The sequence below is a fragment of the Pseudomonas sp. URMO17WK12:I6 genome, assembly GCF_003253625.1.
In the GTDB taxonomy this organism is placed as follows: domain Bacteria; phylum Pseudomonadota; class Gammaproteobacteria; order Pseudomonadales; family Pseudomonadaceae; genus Aquipseudomonas.
The window spans coordinates 305109-324676 of record NZ_QKYZ01000006.1 but is presented as its reverse complement, the minus strand read 5'-3'; the positions used below and the strand labels follow the sequence as shown (position 1 = coordinate 324676).

The following is a 19568-nucleotide window of genomic DNA, read 5'->3' as shown; positions in this document are numbered from 1 at the left end:
CGAACCCGACCGTGCGCATCTTTCTGTTGGCGTGTGTGCTGTGCCTTGTACAGCAAGTTCAAACGGCGCGAGCCGACGAGCCACAGCGCTTGCATCTGCTGGGGCGCTCAACAGCGGAAGGCTTCCAGGTCAAGCTGGATGAAAGGGACTGGCAATGGCTACGCGATAAACGGACCCTGCGCCTCGGAGTGACAGGCCCCGACTACCCGCCATTCGAGGTGATACGCCACAGCGATGAGTTGGAGGGCATCACGGCCGATTACGCCGAACTGTTGGGGCAACTGCTGCACGTCAGGATCGAGGTGCTGCGTTATGCCACCCGTGAAGCCGCCATGGATGCCCTCAAGCACCATGAACTGGATCTGCTCGGGACATCGAACAACTTCGAGGCGGCCGATCCGTCGCTGACCAGATCCCGAGCCTATGCCGAAGATCAGCCGATGCTGGCCACTCGGCTGGACGAGCGGATGCCTGTCGATCTTGCCGGCAAATGTATTGCCATGGTTGAAGACTATTTGCAGGCGCAGGCTGTTGAAGATTTTTATCCCGACGCACGCTTGCAGCGTTACCCCTCCACCCTCGACGCGCTCGGGGCGGTGGCGTTCGGACAGTGCGATGTTTACCTGGGCGATTTCATCAGCGCCAATTACCTGATCAACAATAATTACTTGAATAACGTTCATCTGGCGGGGCCTTCCGGTCTGGATGCCAATCCGTTCGGCTTCGCTTTGGCGGCGGACAACCCGCGTCTCAACGGTATCGTCGATAAGGCGCTGGCAGCGATTCCCATGGAGCAGCGCTTGGCCATTGAGGTGCGCTGGAGTGCCGGCAGGGCCAGTACGGCGGGTCAACAGCAGGTGCGTTTGAGCGCCAGCGAGCAACGCTGGCTGGATCGGCATCCGACGGTCACTGTCGGGGTCATCGACAACTTTGCCCCGCTGACATTCTATGATGCCCAAGGTCGGCTGAGCGGGTTGACGGCACAGTTGCTGACGCTGATCAGCCAGCGCAGCGGTTTGACCTTTGAGGTGCAACGCGGCCACTCGCTGGACCGGCAAATCGAGCAACTTCGGGACGGCGAGATCGACCTGCTGCCGGTAGTCACGCCCAGTACCGAGCGTGAAGACGTGTTGCTCTTTACCCGCGCTTACCTTAGTAACCCTTTCGTGCTGGTCAGTAAAACGAAAGTGGACAGCCCCAGGACGCTGGACGATCTGGCCGGTAAGCGCCTGGCAATTTATCGCGGTCATCCGTTGTTCGGCTTCATCCAGGCCCGGGCGCCGCAGGTGCGCCTGGTCGAGGTGCAAAGTCCGGCGGAGGGGATGGAATGGGTGATCGGGGGGCGGGCTGACGCGACGCTCAGTTCATTGATCGTCGCCCGTTACCTGATCGCCCGGCAGTATCACGAGCAGCTGCGTGTCAGCAGCACCGTGGGCGATCAGCCCGCCCGTATCGCCCTGGCCACTGCCCGTGGCGCGCTGGAGTTGCACTCGATTCTGAACAAGGCATTGCTGAGCATCTCGCCCCAGGAGATGGACGATCTGGTGGCGCGCTGGAGCCATGATGTGGTGGTGGATGACAGCTATTGGCTGCGTCATCGCCAGGGCATTCTTCAGGCCTTTACCGTGGCTGGCGCCTTGCTGTTGCTCGCCTTGGGCTGGATCGCCTGGCAGCGCCGGCAGATCCGCCAGCGCCAGCAATGGTTGCGGCAATTGCAGGACGCCAAGGACGTGGCGGACGACGCCAATCGCGCCAAAACCACCTTTCTGGCGACCATGAGTCATGAGATCCGCACACCGATGAACGCGCTGATCGGCATGCTTGAACTGGCCCTGATGCGCGCGGATGAAGGCGTCATCGACCGTTCTGCCATTGAGGTGGCGTCCAGTGCCGGCCAACAATTGCTGGCGCTGATCGGCGACATCCTGGATATCGCGCGTATCGAGTCAGGGCATTTATCCCTGACCCCTGAGCGCGCCAATCTGCGGGGGCTGGTGGAATCGGTGTGTCGGGTTTTTGAAGGCCTTGCACGGCAGAAAGAGCTGGCGTGGCGAATCGATCTGGACGAACACAGTGACTGTGATGTGTTGATCGATCCCACACGCTTCAAACAGGTGCTGTCCAATCTGCTGAGCAACGCCATCAAGTTCACCCATGAGGGTGAAGTGAGCCTGACGCTGCGAGTGGCGGCCGTCATGTCAGGACATCTGGCGGTCAGCGTGCAGATTGAAGACACCGGCATAGGCATCAGCACCGTCGACCGACAACGGTTGTTCAGCCCGTTCATCCAGGCCGATAACGGCCGACAGTCAGCCCGAAGCGGCTCTGGCCTGGGGTTAGTGATCAGCCGCACGCTGTGCGAAATGATGGGCGGGCGGTTGCAACTCGACAGCGTCCTTGGACAAGGCACGCAGGTCGACATCAATCTTGAGCTGATCGCATTGCCGTCGTTGCCTTCCATTGAGGCCGTGGAGAGCGGATTGCAGGCGCCAACGCGGCCACTGACGATTCTGGTGGTTGACGATCACCCGCCTAATCGACTGTTGCTTTCATGGCAACTGAGCCACCTTGGGCATCATGTTCTGGAGGCCGGAGAGGGCGCACGGGCGCTTAAGCTGTGGCGCAAACATGAGTTCGATCTGGTGGTTACCGACTGCAATATGCCCAGGCTCAGCGGTTATGAACTGGCGGGTGCAATCCGCGATGAAGAGTGTGCCAAGGGATTGCCACCTACATTGATTCTGGGCTGTACCGCCAATGCGCAGCCCGAGGAGAAGGCCCGATGCCTGGAGGCGGGCATGGACGACTGCCTGTTCAAACCGATCCTGCTGGCGGATCTGAACACTTGGTTGGCCTCCAGGTTTTTGAACCAGGCGCCAGAACCTGTCGCAGAGCCCTCAACGCCGGAGATGGACCTCAGTGGCCTGGAGCAATACGTCGGTGCGGACCGCACGTTGATTGATCGTCTGGTGCGCGAACTGACGGTGACCAACCAGGTGGATCGGGATGATCTGCTCCAGGCGCACGCCAATGGCAATCACCGTGTGCTGCGCGACCTGGCGCACCGCATCAAGGGCGGTGCGCGCATGGTCAGGGCGGTGCGTTTGATCGAGCATTGCGAGCAACTGGAGCGGGTCATCGATGTGGGGGATTCGGCGCTGCTCGACGATGCCGTCGATCAATTGCAGCGCGCGATGTCATCGCTGGATGAACGCTTGAGCCAAGATTTGAGTCAGGGCTGAAACTCAATCCCACTGCGGCGCAATGCCTTTGGGGCTGGTCAGTCGCTGGCCGCGATCCAGGCCCGCGATCAGCGCCATGTCGGCGTCGCTCAGGGTCAGCGTGCAGGCGTGCAAATTGCTTTGCAGGTTGGTGCGTTTGGTGGAAGAGGGGATCACCGCGTACCCCAGTTGCATGGCCCAGGCCAGGGTGACTTGGGCCGGTGTCGCCTGCAGGCGATCGGCGATCTGCTGGATGAGCGGATCTTTCAGCACTTCGCCATAGGCCAGGGTCATGTAGGAGGTGATCTGGATGCCCTGGCTTTGCGCAAATTCGACGACCTTGCGGTTTTGCAGGTACGGGTGCAGTTCGATCTGGTTGGTGGCGATGTTCTCGGCGCCGACCGCAGCAATGGCTTGCTTCATCAGGTCGACCGTGAAGTTGGACACGCCGATCCGACGGGTCAGGCCCAGTCGTTTGGCCTCGAGCAGCGCCCCCATGAACTCTTCGACCGGCACCTGATCTTCCGGTGACGGCCAGTGGATCAGGGTCAGGTCCAGATAGTCGGTTTGCAGCTTATCCAGGCTTTCTTTGAGGCTGTCGATCAACCGGTCTTTGGCAAAGTTGGCGACCCAGATTTTGCTGGTGATGAACAACTCTTCACGGGCAATGCCGCTGGCGGCGATGGCCTGGCCGACCTCGGCTTCGTTTTCGTAGATTTGCGCGGTGTCGATGACCCGGTAACCCAGCTCAAGACCGGTGCTTACCGAATCGATGACCACTTGGCCTTGCAGGCGAAACGTACCAAGGCCGAATGCGGGAATAGACATCAATGACTCCAGGGATTGCAGTGGGAATGGGCGGGAGTATCCCCGGCTGCACCCTTGAGAAAAACCGCTGGTTTGGCAAAGCACTGTTTACCGCAAGTCATGAATGGGCTGTTGGAAGATCAAAAAATCTTCCTCCATCGTTCTCCAGATAGAACGATGAGGCTGTTTTTTGCAGTCTAGTGCACCAAAGGTCATGGTTTTAAGCTTTATCCATCGCGTCACACAACAGATTCAGAGGCAAAGATGAAAAACATCATCGGTATCTACACCAGTCCACGACCTCATTGGGTCGGCGACGGTTTTCCGGTTCGCACGCTGTTTTCCTACGACAACCTGGGCAAACACATCAGCCCGTTCCTGCTGCTGGATCACGCAGGTCCCGCCGAATTCACTCCGACCACCGAGCGTCGTGGCGTGGGTCAGCATCCGCACCGCGGGTTCGAGACCGTGACGATCGTCTACCAGGGCGAACTGGAGCACCGTGACTCCACCGGCAGCGGCGGCAAGATCGGCCCCGGCGATGTGCAATGGATGACTGCGGCCTCGGGGATCATTCATGAGGAGTTTCACTCCGAAGGTTTCGCCAAAACCGGCGGCACCCTGGAAATGGTGCAGCTGTGGGTCAACTTGCCGGCCAGGGACAAGATGGCCGAGCCTGGTTACCAGACGATTCTCGACGGCGACATTGCGCGTATCCCGCTGAAAGACAATGCCGGCAGCCTGCGCTTGATCGCCGGTGAGTTCGACGGCCACAAAGGCCCGGCGCGCACCTTCACGCCGATCGACGTGTGGGATGTGCGCTTGAACGCCGGCAAGTTGCTGACCCTGGATCTGCATGAAGGACGCAACACCGCACTGGTGGTGCTGCGCGGTACGGTTCAGGTCAATGGTCAGGAACTGGTGCGTGACGGGCAGTTGGCGTTGTTCGAACGCGACGGTGATCAGCTCAGCCTCGAAGCCGACAACGATGCCGTCGTGCTGCTGCTCAGCGGCGAGCCGATCGACGAGCCCATCGTCGGCCACGGCCCATTTGTAATGAACACCGAGCAGGAAATCCATCAGGCCTTCAGCGACTTTCAGTCGGGCCGGTTCGGCCGGATGAGCGGTTGAATACGACGCAGTAGTGGGTTGCTCTGCAACCTGGTATCTCCCACATTGGTTTTGTGGTGTTTTGCAGATCGCAGGCTTCGCCAGCTCCTACAATCTGTGAGATCTTCACGCCATTGGCCTTTGTTGGAGTTGCTTGATGCTGTCACTGCTCACCAATCACCCGTTGCTTAGTGCGCTGATCCTGATCCTGATCGATCTGGTGTTGTGGCGTTTGATCACGGCCAGTAGCAGCAACTGGAAACTGGCCGCGCGAGTGGTGATTTTCGCGTTGTTCAGCGTGCTGCTGTTCAACGAAGGCTTGAACCCCATGGCACCGGCGCCCTGGGCCGACAATGTGCCGTTGCACCTGGCGGCAACCGGTTTGCAGATTGGCTGGTGGCTATACGCAGCGCGCACCCTGACGGTATTGCTCGGCGCGGTGATGATGCAACGGGTCGGGCACACCGGGCGCTTGTTGCAGGACTTGCTCGGCGCGGTAATTTTCCTGATCGCGGTCATTGCTGCCCTGGCGTACGTGCTCGAATTGCCGGTCAAGGGCGTGCTGGCGACATCCGGCGCATTGGCGATCGTCGTCGGCCTGGCCTTGCAAAGTACCCTCAGCGACGTGTTTTCCGGGATCGTCCTGAACACCACCAAACCCTATCAACTGGGGGACTGGATTTCCATCGATGGCACCGAAGGTCGGGTCACCGATATCGATTGGCGCGCCACACGCCTGCAAACCTCCCAAGGCAGCATGGCGGTGATCCCCAACTCCCTGGCGGCCAAGGCCAAGATCATCAATTTCAGCCGGCCCAGCGATATTTTCGGCGTCTCGATCAGTTTGCAAGTGAGCCCCCACGCGCGTCCGCAAACGGTGATCGATGCCCTGGAGCGGGCCATGCAGGGGTGCCGCTTTCTGTTGGACAAACCGGCACCGTGCGTGGCGTTGAAAAGCTCCGGCAGCACCGGCGTGGAGTATGAAATCAGCGGCTTCGTGGTCTCCATGGATCAGAAACGCATGGTGCGCAATCTGCTGTTCGACCTGGCGTTCCGGCACTTGCAGGCATCCGGCGTCATCCTGTTGTCGAACGTCGAGCCCAACGCTCCTGCGGCCTTGTCACGGCAACGGGCGTTGTTGGACAGCTCGAACATCTTCTCGACCCTGCGTCAGGAAGAGAAAGAAACCTTCAGCCAGAACATGAAGCTGCAAACCTTCCGCGCCGGAGAAATGATCCTGCCAGCGGGGGAGGTCAGCGATCATCTGTTCATCATTGAATCCGGCGTCGTGTCGGTGGAGCTGAGCCGCGGCGGGGTCAAGATCGAAAGCGGGCGCATGGGGCCGGGAGAGGTGATCGGCGAGGGCGGGATTTTGTCCGATATGGCGATGCCGGCGGACTTTAAAGCCAAGACGACCTGCAGCTTGTACCGGATTGAAAGGGAATACCTCCAACCGTGCCTGGATGCGCGGCATGACATCGGTGAAGCGATGAAGACGTTGCTGGATTTCCGCTTGAACAAGGCTCAGGCGCTGAGTCAGGAAACACCCAAGGTGGTGGAGAAAAAAGGGTTTTTGCAGTGGTTGCGCAATCGTAGTCACCAATAGGTTGGTTGCCTGTTCCGGCGCCTTCGCGAGCAGGCGTCGGCGTCGGCACTGTCACTGAAATTCTTCTGGTCTATTGGCATCCTCAACTTCCCAATAATTGGCTATTTGTTCAACCTCAGGTCCGCATTAACGTAGCGCCAACACCCATTGTGATTGGAGCTCGCCATGCAAACCCGTATCGATTTCTACACTGCCTCCCCAGACGCCTTCAAAGCCATGATGGCCCTGGAAACCGCTGTCTCGAAACTGCCCCTGGAAAAGTCGCTGATCGAACTGGTCAAGCTGCGCGCCTCGCAGATCAACGGCTGCGCCTTCTGCATCGACATGCACACTGCCGATGCCATGAAGGACGGGGAAACGCCACGCCGGCTGTTCGCCGTGACCGCCTGGCGCGAGGCACCATTTTTCACCAATCGCGAGCGCGCCGCACTGGCCTGGACCGAGTCCATGACCCAAGTGAGCCTGACCCACGCGCCGGACGAAGACTATGCGCTGCTCAGCGCCGAGTTCAGCCCCAAGGAAATGGTCGACCTGACTGTGGCGATTTCCACCATCAACAGCTGGAACCGCCTGGCCGTGGGTTTCCGCAAGATGCCTCAGGAGTAACAATCAGGCTCAATGAGCATCGGCACTCGGCGCGGCCGGTGGTTGTACCTTGCGCATCAGGGGCACCATCGCCGTGGCGAGAATGAAGCAGACCATGATCATCAGGAACGCGTCGCCGTAGGTTTGCGTCTGCGCTTCGCGGTAGGTCAGTAGCCACAGTTGATGCAGGCTGGCGGTGACGCCGATGTCACCGCTCTGGCCGAGGGCGGCGAAGTTATGGCCGACCTGGGACAGCCACTGATTGAGTGCTTCGTTGGTGCTGTTGAGGTTCTCCGCCAACCGGGTGAAGTGCAGGTTGGTGCGGTCATTGAGGATGGTCGCGCACGCGGCGATCCCCATCGCGCCGCCAAGGTTACGCATCAGGTTAAATAACCCCGAAGCATGTTTGAGCCGCGCAGGTGCCAACCCGCCAAGGGTCAGGGTCACCGCCGGCGGCACCGCCAGTTGTTGCGCGATCCCGCGCAAGGCTTGCGGCAGTATCAATTCCCTGGCGCCCCAGTCGTGGGTGATCGGGCTGAAATCCCACATCGACAGGGCGAACAGCCCAAGGCCGGTCATCATGATCCAGCGCAGGTCGATGCGATTGGCCAGAAAGGCGTACAGCGGAATCGCCATAATCTGGAACACCCCGGTGGAAAAAACCGCCAGGCCAATGTCCAGCGCGCTGTAGCCGCGTACCCGGCCGAGAAACAGCGGCGTCAGGTAAATCGTCGCGAACAGGCCGATCCCGGTGACGAACGAAAAGAAACAACCGAGGGCGAAGTTGCGGTCCTTCAAGGCGCGCAGATCGACGATCGGGTTGGCTACGTACAAGGTTCGACCGATGAAGGCCAATCCGGCCAGGCCGCTGATCCACGCAGTGGTCAGAATCGTGCTGTCGCTGAACCAGTTCCAGCGCGGGCCTTCTTCGAGGGTGTATTCCAGGCAACCGAGAAACACCGCCATGAACAGCATGCTCAGGTAGTCGGCGCCTTTGAGCAGCGACAATTCCGGCTGGTCGATTTTCACCAGCATCGGCACTGCCACCGCGACGAAAATCCCCGGCACCAGGTTGATGTAGAACAGCCAGTGCCAGGACGAAATGTCAGTGATCCAGCCACCGATGACCGGCCCCAGCGTCGGCGCCAGCGAGGCCACTGCGCCGATGGTTGCGGCGGCGATCACCCGTTGCTTGCCGGTGAAGAAAAAGAAGGCGGTGGTGAACACCAGCGGAATCATCGAGCCACCGAGAAACCCTTGCAGGGCGCGGAAGGCGATCATGCTCTGGATGTTCCAGGCCACGCCGCAGAGCAGGCTGGCCAGGGTGAAACCAATCGCCGAGGCGCAGAATAGCCAACGGGTCGAGAACACCCGGGACAACCAGCCCGACAGCGGAATCACGATGATTTCAGCGATCAGGTAACTGGTCTGTACCCAGGCAGTTTCGTCGGTGCCCGCCGAGAGCCCGCCGCCGATGTCACGCAGCGACGCCGAGACGATCTGGATATCCAGCAGCGCAATGAACATGCCGATGCACATCGTGGCGAAGGCGAACACCTTGGTCGCCGTCGCCATGTTGGCGGCGTTGAACGGTTGCGCGGGGGCGGCGAGGGCGCGGCTCATGGCGCGTTGGCCACGGTTGGGGTTTGAGCTTCAGGCTCGGCGCGGGTGTCCACTTCGGCCGTCACCGACAGGCCTGGACGCAGATGACCGAGTACGCCATCCGCCGGGTCGAGCAGGATCCGCACCGGCACCCGCTGGACGATTTTGGTGAAGTTACCGGTGGCGTTTTCCGGTGGCAGCACGCTGAACTGCGAACCGCTGGCCGGCGCCAAGCTGTCCAGATGCCCGTGGAATTCACGCCCCTTGAGCACGTCGGCATGAACGATCACACGTTGGCCCGGCGTCATCCGCGCTAGCTGATCCTCCTTGAAATTGGCATCGACCCACAATCCGCTGGCCGGCACCAACGACAACAATTGCGAGCCGGCCTGGGCGTAAGCGCCGACCCGCGCCCGACGATTGCCGATCACGCCGTCGACGGGGGCTTTCAACTCGGTGTAGCCGACGTTCAACTGCGCCAGATCACGCTCGGCCCGCGCCTGTACCAATGCGGCACGGGCTTGTTGTTTCTGGGTTTCGATCACGTTCAACTGGCGTTGCGCGGCCAGCAGTTCGGCCTGGGCCCGGGCACTCTGCGCCTGGGCCGTCTTGAAGGTGGCGTCGGCCCGTTGCGCGCTTTCCACCGAGACGGCATTGCTGCCCACCAGGCGTTTGTAGCGGGCATTGTCGTCCCGCGAGCGCGCGGTTTCAGCGCCCGCGGCATCGATACCGGCGCGGGCCTGGCCGATCACCGCGTGTTGCAGTTGTTCGGTGGCGTCGAGGTTGGCGAGCAACGCTTCTTCAGCGGCCACCGCGCCTTCAGCCTTGGCCAGGTTGGCGCGATAGTCACGGGCGTCGATCCGGATCAGCACATCGCCGGCCTTGACCTTCTGGTTGTCGGTCACCAGCACTTCTTCGATATAGCCGGCGACTTTCGGGCCGATCACCGTGACGTCGCCACCAATGTAGGCATCGTCGGTTTCTTCGATGAAGCGCCCGGCAGTCCACCAATGGCTCGCATACAGCCCGATAAACACCAAGGCTGCGATGGCTGCTGTCAGCAATACCAACCGTTTCAGCAGGGGAGGCTTGGGTGGGGTCGCTGCGACGGCAAGGTCGGGTTCAAGGCTGGGCATGCTGGTCATGGAGAAATACCTGTGGGAAACGAGGCGTTATTATGGGTGTAATATGACGCAGGTAATATTTTGTGGCAACGGGTTTTGGCTACCGATCGTCTGGTGCTCCCAAGTGGAATCCATTGCCTCCGGTTAATAGGAAGCATTACTATTCGCACCTCCTCCCCACAGCACGCCGCAATGACCCCCAAGCTGCCCCGCAGACCCGGCTTTTTCGAGCATTACGAAGAGTTGATCGGCACCTGGACCCGTCGCCTGAGAAATCGTCAGCAGGCCGAGGACTTGGCCCATGACACCTTCGTGCGGGTGCTCGAGTCCGATTCGGCGGCGGTGCAGCAACCTCGGGCGTATTTGCACCAGACCGCGCGCAACATAGCGGTGGACGGTTATCGGCGTGAGGATCGGCGGGGCGCCATGGAGTCGGAGGCGATCGATCACAGTGTGTCGTCGTCCGGCGACCCGGAGCATTTCATGCACGCGATCCAGTTGGCGGATTCCATCGAGCGGGCGCTCTCCGAGTTGCCGCTCAACTGCCGCAAGGTGTTCGTCTGGCAGAAGATCGAAGGCCTGACCCAGGCCGAAATCGCCGAGCGCCTGGGGCTGTCCAGGAACATGGTGGAAAAGTATATGATCCGCACCCTGCGGCATCTGCGTGATCGTCTGGACGGGGCACAGCCATGATGGATACTCGTGATTGTGCGTGCGGGCAAACAACGGTTCGCGACGACGCGGCGCGGTGGTTTGTGCGTTTGCAGGAACCTGCCGCCAGCGCCGAAGAGCAGCGCCGCTTCGAGAGCTGGCTGGACGAACACCCTCAGCATCGCAACGAATATCAGATACTCCAGAACCTGTGGGTGGCGGCCGATCGATTGCCGGCCAAGCGTCTGCACGCACTGTGTGAAACTCCGGTGGCGCGCAGTAAACGTCGTCCGCTGGTGCGTTACGCGGTGGCCGCCAGCGTGTTGGCGGTGGCGCTCGGCCTGGGGCTGTTCAGCGGCTTGAACCATCCGGCGACCTACACGGCTGAATATTCCACGGCCCTTGGCGAGCGTCGTCATGTGGCGTTGCCGGACGGTTCGGTGATTGATCTGAACAGCCGCAGCCGGGTGCTGGTGCGCTATGAAAAGGACCGTCGTGGCATCGAGTTGATGCAAGGCGAGGCGATGTTCAGCGTCGAGCACGACAGCAGTCGACCGTTTGTGGTCGAGGCGGGCAGCGGCAGGGTCACGGTCACCGGCACCCGGTTCGATGTGCGCCGCGACAGCGCCGAAACCAGGGTCGCGGTGGAGCAGGGCACGGTCAGGGTTCAAGGGGGCGGCGATGATTTCGTCAGCCTCACCGCCGGCTTCGGCACTGGCATCAATGCCCAGGGCAAGGTGGCCACCGCCTATATGGTCAACCCTGCGGAACTGACCGCATGGCGCAGCGGCAAACTGGTGTTCAACAACGCCAGCCTCAGCGAAGTGGCCGAAGAAGTGTCGCGTTATCGGGAGAAACCACTGACAGTCGGCAGCGCCAACGTGGGCAACCTGCGCCTGACCAGCGTGTTCAAATCCGACGACACTGATGCGCTGCTCAAGGCCTTGCCGAGCATTCTGCCGGTGGCCATCCGCACCCTTGATGACGGCAGCCAGGAAATAATTTCCCGATAGATTCAGGTTTTTTTCGAGTTCTTCGTCTTCTTGTCCAACTGCAACTGGTTTGCATTAACAGACGCACACTCTTGCGATCCACAGGACAACGTTCGACGTGAAGAAAACCACCGCTAAAAATAACAAGTCATCCTGGCTGCCCCTCGCGCTCGCCCTGGCGGTCAGCTCGGCGCTGCCTCAGGCATTCGCCGCCGATGCCATTCATATTCAGGCGCAGCCATTGGGCCAGGCCTTGAGTCAGCTGGGCCAGCAAACCTCGCTGCAGGTTTTTTTCAGCCCGGAACTGGTGGCCGGCAAACAGGCTCCGGCAGTGGACGGCAACCTCTCGCCGGAACAGGCCTTGCGCCAATTGCTGCAAGGCAGCGGTCTGCAATACCAGATCGATGAGGGTTCGGTCACGCTGATGCCGGCACCGACTTCCGCCTCAAATGGCCCGCTGGAACTGGGCGTGACCGACATCAAGGTGGTGGGTGACTGGCTCGGTGACGCCGATGCCGCCGTGGTGCAAAACCATTCCGGCGCGCGCACGGTGATCCGCCGTGAAGCGATGGTCGAGCAGGGCGCCATGAATGTCGGCGACGTATTGCGGCGTGTTCCCGGCGTGCAAGTGCAGGACGCCAACGGCACTGGCGGCAGCGACATCTCCCTGAACGTCGGTGTGCGCGGCCTGACTTCGCGCCTGTCGCCACGCTCCACCGTACTGATCGACGGTGTGCCGGCTGCCTTCGCCCCTTACGGCCAGCCACAGCTGTCGATGGCGCCGATTTCCTCCGGCAACCTCGACAGCATCGACGTGGTGCGCGGCGCCGGTTCCGTGCGTTACGGGCCGCAGAACGTCGGTGGCGTGATCAACTTCGTCACCCGCGCGATCCCGGAGAAAGCCACCGGTGAAATCGGCACCACCCTGGAAACCACCCAGCGTGGTGGCTGGAAACACATCGACACCGCGTTTCTCGGCGGCACCGCCGATAACGGCATGGGCGTGGCGCTGTTGTATTCCGGGGTGAACGGCAACGGTTATCGCAAAAGCAACAACGGCAATGACATCGACGACGTGATCCTCAAGACTCACTGGGCGCCCACCGATCAGGACGATTTCAGCCTCAACTTCCATTACTACGACGCCAGCGCCGACATGCCCGGCGGCCTGACGCAGAAGCAGTACGACGCCGATCCGTTCCAGTCCGACCGCGACCACGACAACTTCAGCGGCCGCCGCAAGGACGTGTCGTTCAAATGGGCGCGACAGATCGATGACCGGACCCAGGCCGAAGTGCTGACCTACTATTCCGACAGCTTCCGTGGCAGCACCATCGCCGCGCGTGACCAGAAAACCCTCAGCTCTTATCCACGCACTTACTACACCTTCGGCATTGAACCGCGGGTGTCCCATGTGTTCGACCTGGGCCCGACCACGCAGGAAGCCAGCGTCGGTTATCGCTACCTGAAAGAAGGCATGCACGAAGAGTCGAGCCGTCTGGCGCTGGTGAACAATCAGCCGGTGGTCAGCAAAACGTCCGATGGCCATGTGTTCCAGGACCGCACCGGTGGCACCGAGGCCCACGCCGTTTACATCGATGACAAGATCGACGTCGGCAACTGGACCGTGATCCCCGGCATCCGTTTTGAAAGCATCAGCACCGAATGGCACGACAGGCCGGTGCTCGACACCGCCGGCAAACGCGTGCAGGAGAAACGCCGCAGCATCGACAGCAACGAACCGCTGCCGGCCTTGAGCGTGATGTATCACCTGTCTGACGCCTGGAAACTGTTCGCCAACTACGAAACCTCATTCGGCAGCCTGCAATATTTCCAGCTCGGCCAGGGTGGCTCGGGTGACAACACCGCCAATGGCTTGAGCCCGGAAAAAGCCAAGACCTACGAGCTCGGTACGCGCTACAACGATGACGTGTGGGGCGGGGAAGTGACGCTGTTCTACATCGACTTCGATGACGAACTGCAATACATCAGCAACGACGTGGGCTGGACCAACCTCGGCGCGACCAAGCACCAGGGCCTTGAAGCGTCGGTGCATTACGACCTGTCGGCGCTCAACCCGATGCTCGATGGCCTGACCGCCAACGCCGGTTTCACCTACACCCGCGCCACGTATGAAGGCGAGATCCCGGGCTTCAAGGGCCGTGATCTGCCGTTCTACTCGCGTCAGGTGGCCACCGCCGGGCTGCGTTACGACATCAACCGCTGGACCTACAACCTCGATGCCTTTGCCCAGTCCAGGCAGCGTTCACCGGGGACCGGAGTGAATGCCGATGGCAGCTTCAGCGGCAACTACATCACCGAAGGTTCCGCAGACGGGCAGTACGGTGACATTCCGGGTTACGTGACCTGGAACGTGCGCGGTGGTTATGACTTCGGTTCGCAGTTGTCGAACCTGAAAGTCGGCGCCGGGGTGAAAAACATCTTCGACAAGCAGTATTTCACCCGTTCCAGCGACAACAACTCGGGGATGTACGTCGGCGCGCCACGCACGTTCTTTGTGCAGGCCAGCGTCGGATTCTGATGAGTGACTGGTCGGCAATTCCGGGTTGCCGATCAGCTTCTGATAGGTGTCGACACAGGCTTACGGGGCGGCGTCTGGCAGTCGGAAGTCGATGACAGGCGAAGGATTGCCTGCCATGTCCACGGTCTTGAGGCAGATTTTTTTCTCGCCGTCGCTCGTGTCCACTTCAAAATCCAGCAGTGGTGGCCTGACCTGCTTATATCCCTCAGCTTGTTGGCAATCAATCGTGGCCGATGTACCGATCTTGTATTGATGCCCTGCTACATCCAGATCGGGCGTGACCTGAGAAGGCGCTACAGAATAGACGCCCTCTCCTCTATTCGTGATGTTGAATACTGGCGCCATTTGAGCGGGTTCTGCCAATACCCACCGCCAAAAAATCCTGGCGTTTCGCGCATCCCATTTTCCGGGTGGTCCCGCCTGATGGTTTTGCCCCATCACGCACAAGAAATACAGCCCTGGTCCTTGGCGCAGTTCATAGCGTAACTCGCTCTCGCCGCCTGAGTCAGTGGTACGCACCTCACTGTAATCCCTGATATCCGCACAATTTTCGGCAGTGCGCGTGTACTTGAAGCGAAAGAAGGGTTGGTTGCTCGAAAAACGATGCTCCCACAACAACGGCAGGTAGTTCCCTTGTTCATCTCGGGGCTGTTTGAGGAAGTGATCGCCATACTTCGAGCCGAATTCCGACACGGGCCCCAGTACACAGGGCTCGCGGTCCCCAACGAAGCGCCCCCCTCTAAAACAGGTATCCAGGCCATTGGCGGGCGTCGAGTAATTGGTGTCTTGCGCTTTATTGGGCATGCCTTCGATGACTTCGCAAGGTGCGCTGATACTGCATCGCGATTGCCCGCTGTCGCGCGTGGTGGTGCCAATCACCGCGACGATTTCGTTGGTGTAACGATTCAGGAGTGGAGAGCCAGAGATTCCATTGATGACCCCCAGGCATCGATTGCTGATTTGATCCACCCAAACCCACCCGGCTTCGAGAATTCCTGCGCGGTGTTCCTGCGGACATGCCGAACGCTGGATAAAATCATCGACAGCGGCGCCAACCACCAGCGTATCGGTGCCTTCGGTCAGGGCATGGCTCGCAACTTTCAAGGGCTGGATGCCATCGTTCATCACTTGGCCGAGGGTGCGATCGAGTACCAGCAGCGCAATGTCCTGGCCACGCAGGGTGCTCCAGGCGATTCTGGTGATGGGATAGTTTTTTTGTTGTGGCGTCGTGTCCCGGAAAAAATTGAAGGTAGCCTGTCCGGACGCAGGCTCGTTCACGATAAATCGACCGACATTACCTTTTGCACAATGACCTGAGGTGAGCACATACGCTGGGCCGCTGCGATCATCGTTTGCTCCACGGGTATCGATCAGGCTGCCGCTGCAGATCCGGCCTTCATCAACCTTGACCCTAGCGATGGACTGCCAATGGTTGTATCGCCCGTCGGCATTGGACAAGAGACGTGCCGGTGCGAAATTTTCAATACCTTCGCCCCAGTCATGTTGGGTAAGCGGCGATTTGCTGCAACCGTTCGCGCCCATCAGCAGCAACAAAACCAGCAGAACCTTGAGGTTGAACGTGTTCATGAGGAGCTCACCCGCCTGGGATATTCAACTCATGGTCGATGCTCAGCCAAAACGTGTCTACTGTCAGAACTGATAGTAAAGCGGCGAAAAATACGACCTCCTGTCGTTTTTCGTGCTGCTGAGCGTTAGACCTTCAGCACTTTCCCACCAATCGCCACCGCCACCAGCAGCACCGCCATTAGACCGAACGCGAAGCTCAGGCTGCTGCCATGAGCCACAAAACCGATCACCGCCGGTCCCGCCAGAATCCCGGCATAACCCAGGGTCGTGATGGCCGGCACCGCGATGCTTTGCGGCATCACCGTCTGCTTGCCCACGGCGGTGTACAGCACTGGCACGATGTTCGAACAACCGGCACCGAGCAGCGCATAACCGAGCAGCGCGGCTTGCCATCCCGGTGCGAAGGTCGCCAGAAACAATCCTGCCGCAGCCATCAGTCCGCCGAACAGAATCACCCGCGTGGCGCCCAGGTGCCGGACAATCGCGTCACCGGTCAATCGCCCGGCGGTCATGGTCAGCGCAAATGCCGCATAACCCAGCCCGGCATACGCGGTGTCGATCCCGCGTTCCTGCGCCAGGAACACCGCGCTCCAGTCGAGTGCCGCGCCTTCAGCCAGGAATACGATGAAGCACATCCCGCCGATAAACAGCACGATGCCATGGGGCACGGCAAATGCCGGGCCGGAGCTTTCACTGCCGTAAGGCAACAGGTGCGGCGCGGCTTTAAGCAATGCCAGCACCAGCACCACGATCACCACGCACATCGCCCCCAGCGGCGAAAAACCCAGACCGAGCAGGCCGCTGACTCCCGCCGCGCCGACGATCCCGCCGAGGCTGAACAGCCCATGAAAACCCGACATCATGGTCTTGCCGCTGGCCCGCTCGACGATCACCGCTTGCAGGTTCACCGTCGAATCCACCGTGCCCAGGCCGGCGCCGAACATGAACAATGCCGCGATCAACGCCGGAATCGAGGATACCGTCGCCAACAGTGGCAGCGCCGCGCAGATCAACAAGGTGCCGCCGCTCAACACCCGACGGCAGCCGAAACGCGTCGCCAGAATCCCGGCCATGGGCATCGCCAGAATCGAACCCACCCCCAGACACAACAGCAACAGCCCGAGGGTGCCTTCATCCAGCCCGGCCCGCGCCTTGGCGTAAGGCACCAGCGGCGCCCAGGCCGCAATGCCGAAACCGGCGATGAAGAAGGCGATGCGCGTGGACATCTGTTCCAGACGTCCGGGGACGAAGGTGGCTTGGGTGTTGAGGTTGGTCATATCGATCCTTGGCAAAAAACGTCGCGTCCCAAAGGACAGTGAACAACCGCAAAGGGTTCGATCACCACGTTCAGGCGGGGGCAGCAGTCACGCAGAGTGACATCCTTGCACAGCCAGCCGTTGTTTCGCGATATTGTCGATGCATCAATTGTTCATAGGGGGGGCGCCATGACGCGGATGTACGATGCTCGAGGCAATATCTACGCGGTGGTGGCGCCTGACGCCCTGCGCGATAGCGGTATCGAGCTGCCTGAACAGGCCAGCCAGGCGGCGCAAACCCGTGAGGCCTGGGCGTTGTCGGCCATCGAGGCATTCTGCGGCTGGGCTCCCGGGACACAACCGCCCGGCAGCAAGGCGCATCGTTGCGATGGCTTGCTGGTGGGGCCGTTTCAATCTTCGCCGCCGTTTGACCTGCTGATCGTCAACACCGACGGCAGCCTGGCCGAGCGCAGTGGCAATGGCCTGACGATTTTTTCCCAGGCGCTGAGTGAACAAGGGCTGATGCCGAGGGAGGAGGCTTGCCTGCTCAGGGTTCATCACGACAAGCGCGATGCGCTCTCGCCAGTGGCGACTTCGGTGAAGTCTGCCGAAATCGATGGCGTGCAAGGGTTCTGGCTGGACTTGGGGCAGCCTTCGTTCGGGCCTGAAGCGGTGGGTGCGCAAGGGGTCGAAGCCGTGGTGTTGGACGGGCGTGATGTCAGTCACGTGCGGCCATTGTCGACGCTCGACCCTGCCTGGAACCGCAGCCAGTTCGTGCGCATCGGTAACCCCCATTGTGTGACGTTAGTGACAGGCGCCGATGCGTTGCCGAGCAACGCGCAAATGCGCGAGCCGGAGTTGTCTGGAGGGTTGACCCGCATCGCTTACGCCACGCCGACCGGGGCAGGGCAGCCGTGTGCGGCCGGGGTGAACCTGCAATGGGCGATGCTTGAATCCGAAGGGCGAATCGTTGCGCGGGTGTTCGAGCGTGGCGAAGGGCCGACCGCGTCGTCGGGCACCAGCGCCAGTGCGGTGGCGTGCGCGGCGTGGCGAGTGGGTTGGGTGGCGGCGGGGGAAGTGAAAGTGGTCATGCCCGGCGGCACGGCGCCGATTCTGCTGGAAGAACGGGAGGGCGAATTGAGTCGGGTCAGGTTGTTTGGGGCGGCGCGGTTGATGGGGTGATTTTGAGACCGTCATCGCGAGCCTGCTCGCGATGACGCCCGAACGGTCAGCGAAGATTCAGAGCCGATCCGCCCACTCAACCACCGGCATCTGTCGCTTCATCAACACCTTGCCCCCGCGAATCGAATACAGCGGCAGACCCTGGCTGCGGATCACTTCGTAATCGCTGTCCGCCGACAGGATCAGCAGATTCGCCGGCCGGCCCCGTTCCAGACCATAGCGATCGCCCAGGTTCATCGCCTTGGCACTGTTCTCCGTGACCAGGTCCAGCGCACTCTGCAAATTGCGATAACCGAGCATGTGGCAGATGTGCAAACCGGCCTCGAGCACCCGCAGGATGTTGCCATTGCCCAGCGGATACCACGGGTCGACGATCGAGTCCTGACCGAAACACACGTTCATCCCCGCTTCGAGCAACTCATTCACGCGAGTCACGCCACGGCGTTTCGGGAAGTTGTCGAAGCGGCCTTGCAGGTGAATGCTTTCGGTGGGGCAAGAAACAAAACTGATCCCCGAGTGCCCGAGCAAGCGAAACAGTTTCGCGCAGTAAGCGTTGTCGTAGGAGCCCATCGCCGTGGTGTGGCTGGCGGTGACGCGCGAACCCATGTCGCGGCTGCGGGCCTCTTCGGCCAGCACTTCAAGGAAGCGTGAGTGCGGGTCGTCGGTTTCGTCGCAATGCACGTCCACCAGACAGCCCGTGCGTTCGGCCAGGTCCATCAGGAACTTCACCGAGCTTACGCCCTGGTCCCGGGTGTATTCGAAATGCGGAATGCCGCCGACCACATCGGCGCCCAGGCGGATCGCTTCTTCCATCAGCTCGCGCCCGTTGCGGTACGACTCGATGCCTTCCTGGGGGAACGCGACGATTTGCAAGTCGATCAGGTGGTGGCTTTCCTCGCGGACTTCGAGCATCGCCTTGAGCGCGATCAGTTCCGGGTCGGTGACATCGACGTGGGTGCGCACGTGCTGAATGCCGTGGGCGGCGAGGGTCTGGATGGTTTTTTTGGCGCGGGTCTTGGTGTCTTCCTGAGTGATGGTGGCCTTGCGCTCGCCCCAGCACTCGATACCTTCGAACAGCGTACCGCTCATGTTCCAGCGCGGTTCGCCGGCCGTCAGGGTGGCATCGAGGTGAATGTGCGGTTCGACGAAGGGCGGCACCACCAGATTACCGCCGGCGTCCAGGTCATTCGGCCCCAGTGACGGGGCTTCGGTTTGCCGGGCGATGCTGTGAATCAGGCCGTTTTCCAGGTGCAACTCATGCAGGCCTTCTTGGTTGCGCAGGCGGGCGTTGATGATATGCATC

At 60.8% G+C, this 19568-nt stretch carries 14 protein-coding genes; 8 read left to right on the top strand and 6 right to left on the bottom strand.

The window, feature by feature from the left end:
- The first annotated feature begins 11 nt into the window (after window positions 1–11).
- Window positions 12–3242, top strand: a complete 3231-nt coding sequence (locus tag F475_RS13880) for a transporter substrate-binding domain-containing protein (RefSeq protein ID WP_111454135.1) — start codon at window positions 12–14, stop codon at window positions 3240–3242.
- A gap of 3 nt (window positions 3243–3245) precedes the next feature.
- Here the strand turns inward: F475_RS13880 and dkgB are convergent, their stop codons facing one another.
- The gene (dkgB, locus tag F475_RS13875; RefSeq protein WP_111454134.1) at window positions 3246–4049 is read right to left on the bottom strand and encodes a 2,5-didehydrogluconate reductase DkgB; all 804 of its coding nucleotides are present in this window, start codon (window positions 4047–4049) and stop codon (window positions 3246–3248) included.
- A gap of 243 nt (window positions 4050–4292) precedes the next feature.
- Between dkgB and F475_RS13870 the strand changes: the two genes are divergently transcribed.
- The 3 genes from F475_RS13870 to F475_RS13860 all read left to right on the top strand — a co-directional run bounded on the left by F475_RS13870 (window position 4293) and on the right by F475_RS13860 (window position 7350).
- Complete coding sequence (locus tag F475_RS13870) at window positions 4293–5159, top strand: pirin family protein (protein ID WP_111454133.1); 867 nt, start codon at window positions 4293–4295, stop codon at window positions 5157–5159.
- A 136-nt stretch (window positions 5160–5295) separates the two neighbouring features.
- Entirely contained in the window at window positions 5296–6744 is a 1449-nt protein-coding gene (locus F475_RS13865; RefSeq protein WP_064619013.1) for a mechanosensitive ion channel family protein, read from the top strand.
- 165 nt (window positions 6745–6909) lie between these two features.
- Window positions 6910–7350: a carboxymuconolactone decarboxylase family protein gene (locus F475_RS13860; protein WP_018925362.1), complete on the top strand. Its 441-nt coding sequence runs from the start codon at window positions 6910–6912 to the stop codon at window positions 7348–7350.
- A gap of 9 nt (window positions 7351–7359) precedes the next feature.
- Here the strand turns inward: F475_RS13860 and F475_RS13855 are convergent, their stop codons facing one another.
- Together F475_RS13855 and F475_RS13850 are read right to left on the bottom strand one after the other, a co-directional pair.
- Window positions 7360–8952: a DHA2 family efflux MFS transporter permease subunit gene (locus F475_RS13855; RefSeq protein ID WP_111454132.1), complete on the bottom strand. Its 1593-nt coding sequence runs from the start codon at window positions 8950–8952 to the stop codon at window positions 7360–7362.
- Complete coding sequence (locus F475_RS13850) at window positions 8949–10076, bottom strand: HlyD family secretion protein (protein WP_111454131.1); 1128 nt, start codon at window positions 10074–10076, stop codon at window positions 8949–8951. The genes F475_RS13855 and F475_RS13850 overlap by 4 nt, the downstream gene beginning before the upstream one ends.
- A 171-nt stretch (window positions 10077–10247) precedes the next feature.
- On the opposite strand from F475_RS13850, the gene F475_RS13845 reads away from it, so the two are divergent.
- The 3 genes from F475_RS13845 (at window position 10248) to F475_RS13835 (ending at window position 14240) form a co-directional block, all read left to right on the top strand.
- Entirely contained in the window at window positions 10248–10748 is a 501-nt protein-coding gene (locus tag F475_RS13845; RefSeq protein ID WP_111454130.1) for a sigma-70 family RNA polymerase sigma factor, read from the top strand.
- A complete protein-coding gene (locus F475_RS13840; protein ID WP_111454129.1) occupies window positions 10745–11719 on the top strand; it encodes a FecR family protein in 975 nt (324 codons plus the stop codon). Before F475_RS13845 ends, F475_RS13840 begins: the two co-directional genes overlap by 4 nt.
- Before the next feature lie 97 nt (window positions 11720–11816).
- Window positions 11817–14240: a TonB-dependent receptor gene (locus F475_RS13835; RefSeq protein WP_111454128.1), complete on the top strand. Its 2424-nt coding sequence runs from the start codon at window positions 11817–11819 to the stop codon at window positions 14238–14240.
- Window positions 14241–14300: 60 nt separating this feature from the next.
- Here F475_RS13835 and F475_RS13830 read toward each other — a convergent pair whose 3' ends face one another.
- Together F475_RS13830 and F475_RS13825 are read right to left on the bottom strand one after the other, a co-directional pair.
- Window positions 14301–15827: a serine protease gene (locus F475_RS13830; RefSeq protein ID WP_111454127.1), complete on the bottom strand. Its 1527-nt coding sequence runs from the start codon at window positions 15825–15827 to the stop codon at window positions 14301–14303.
- Between the two features lie 125 nt (window positions 15828–15952).
- A complete protein-coding gene (locus F475_RS13825; RefSeq protein WP_111454126.1) occupies window positions 15953–17104 on the bottom strand; it encodes an MFS transporter in 1152 nt (383 codons plus the stop codon).
- Between the two features lie 168 nt (window positions 17105–17272).
- Between F475_RS13825 and F475_RS13820 the strand changes: the two genes are divergently transcribed.
- Complete coding sequence (locus tag F475_RS13820) at window positions 17273–18265, top strand: diaminopimelate epimerase (RefSeq protein ID WP_111454125.1); 993 nt, start codon at window positions 17273–17275, stop codon at window positions 18263–18265.
- Between the two features lie 57 nt (window positions 18266–18322).
- Here the strand turns inward: F475_RS13820 and codA are convergent, their stop codons facing one another.
- Window positions 18323–19567, bottom strand: coding sequence for a cytosine deaminase (codA, locus tag F475_RS13815; RefSeq protein ID WP_111454124.1), 1245 nt, complete (start codon window positions 19565–19567; stop codon window positions 18323–18325).
- Between the last annotated feature and the right edge of the window lies 1 nt (window position 19568).

Coding starts and splice junctions, on each gene's coding strand:
- dkgB (WP_111454134.1), bottom strand. CDS start 4,049: ATGTCTATTCCCGCATTCGGCCTTGGTACGTTTCGCCTGCAAGGCCAA.
- F475_RS13870 (WP_111454133.1), top strand. CDS start 4,293: ATGAAAAACATCATCGGTATCTACACCAGTCCACGACCTCATTGGGTC.
- F475_RS13865 (WP_064619013.1), top strand. CDS start 5,296: ATGCTGTCACTGCTCACCAATCACCCGTTGCTTAGTGCGCTGATCCTG.
- F475_RS13860 (WP_018925362.1), top strand. CDS start 6,910: ATGCAAACCCGTATCGATTTCTACACTGCCTCCCCAGACGCCTTCAAA.
- F475_RS13855 (WP_111454132.1), bottom strand. CDS start 8,952: ATGAGCCGCGCCCTCGCCGCCCCCGCGCAACCGTTCAACGCCGCCAAC.
- F475_RS13850 (WP_111454131.1), bottom strand. CDS start 10,076: ATGACCAGCATGCCCAGCCTTGAACCCGACCTTGCCGTCGCAGCGACC.
- F475_RS13845 (WP_111454130.1), top strand. CDS start 10,248: ATGACCCCCAAGCTGCCCCGCAGACCCGGCTTTTTCGAGCATTACGAA.
- F475_RS13840 (WP_111454129.1), top strand. CDS start 10,745: ATGATGGATACTCGTGATTGTGCGTGCGGGCAAACAACGGTTCGCGAC.
- F475_RS13830 (WP_111454127.1), bottom strand. CDS start 15,827: ATGAACACGTTCAACCTCAAGGTTCTGCTGGTTTTGTTGCTGCTGATG.
- F475_RS13825 (WP_111454126.1), bottom strand. CDS start 17,104: ATGACCAACCTCAACACCCAAGCCACCTTCGTCCCCGGACGTCTGGAA.
- F475_RS13820 (WP_111454125.1), top strand. CDS start 17,273: ATGACGCGGATGTACGATGCTCGAGGCAATATCTACGCGGTGGTGGCG.
- codA (WP_111454124.1), bottom strand. CDS start 19,567: ATGCATATCATCAACGCCCGCCTGCGCAACCAAGAAGGCCTGCATGAG.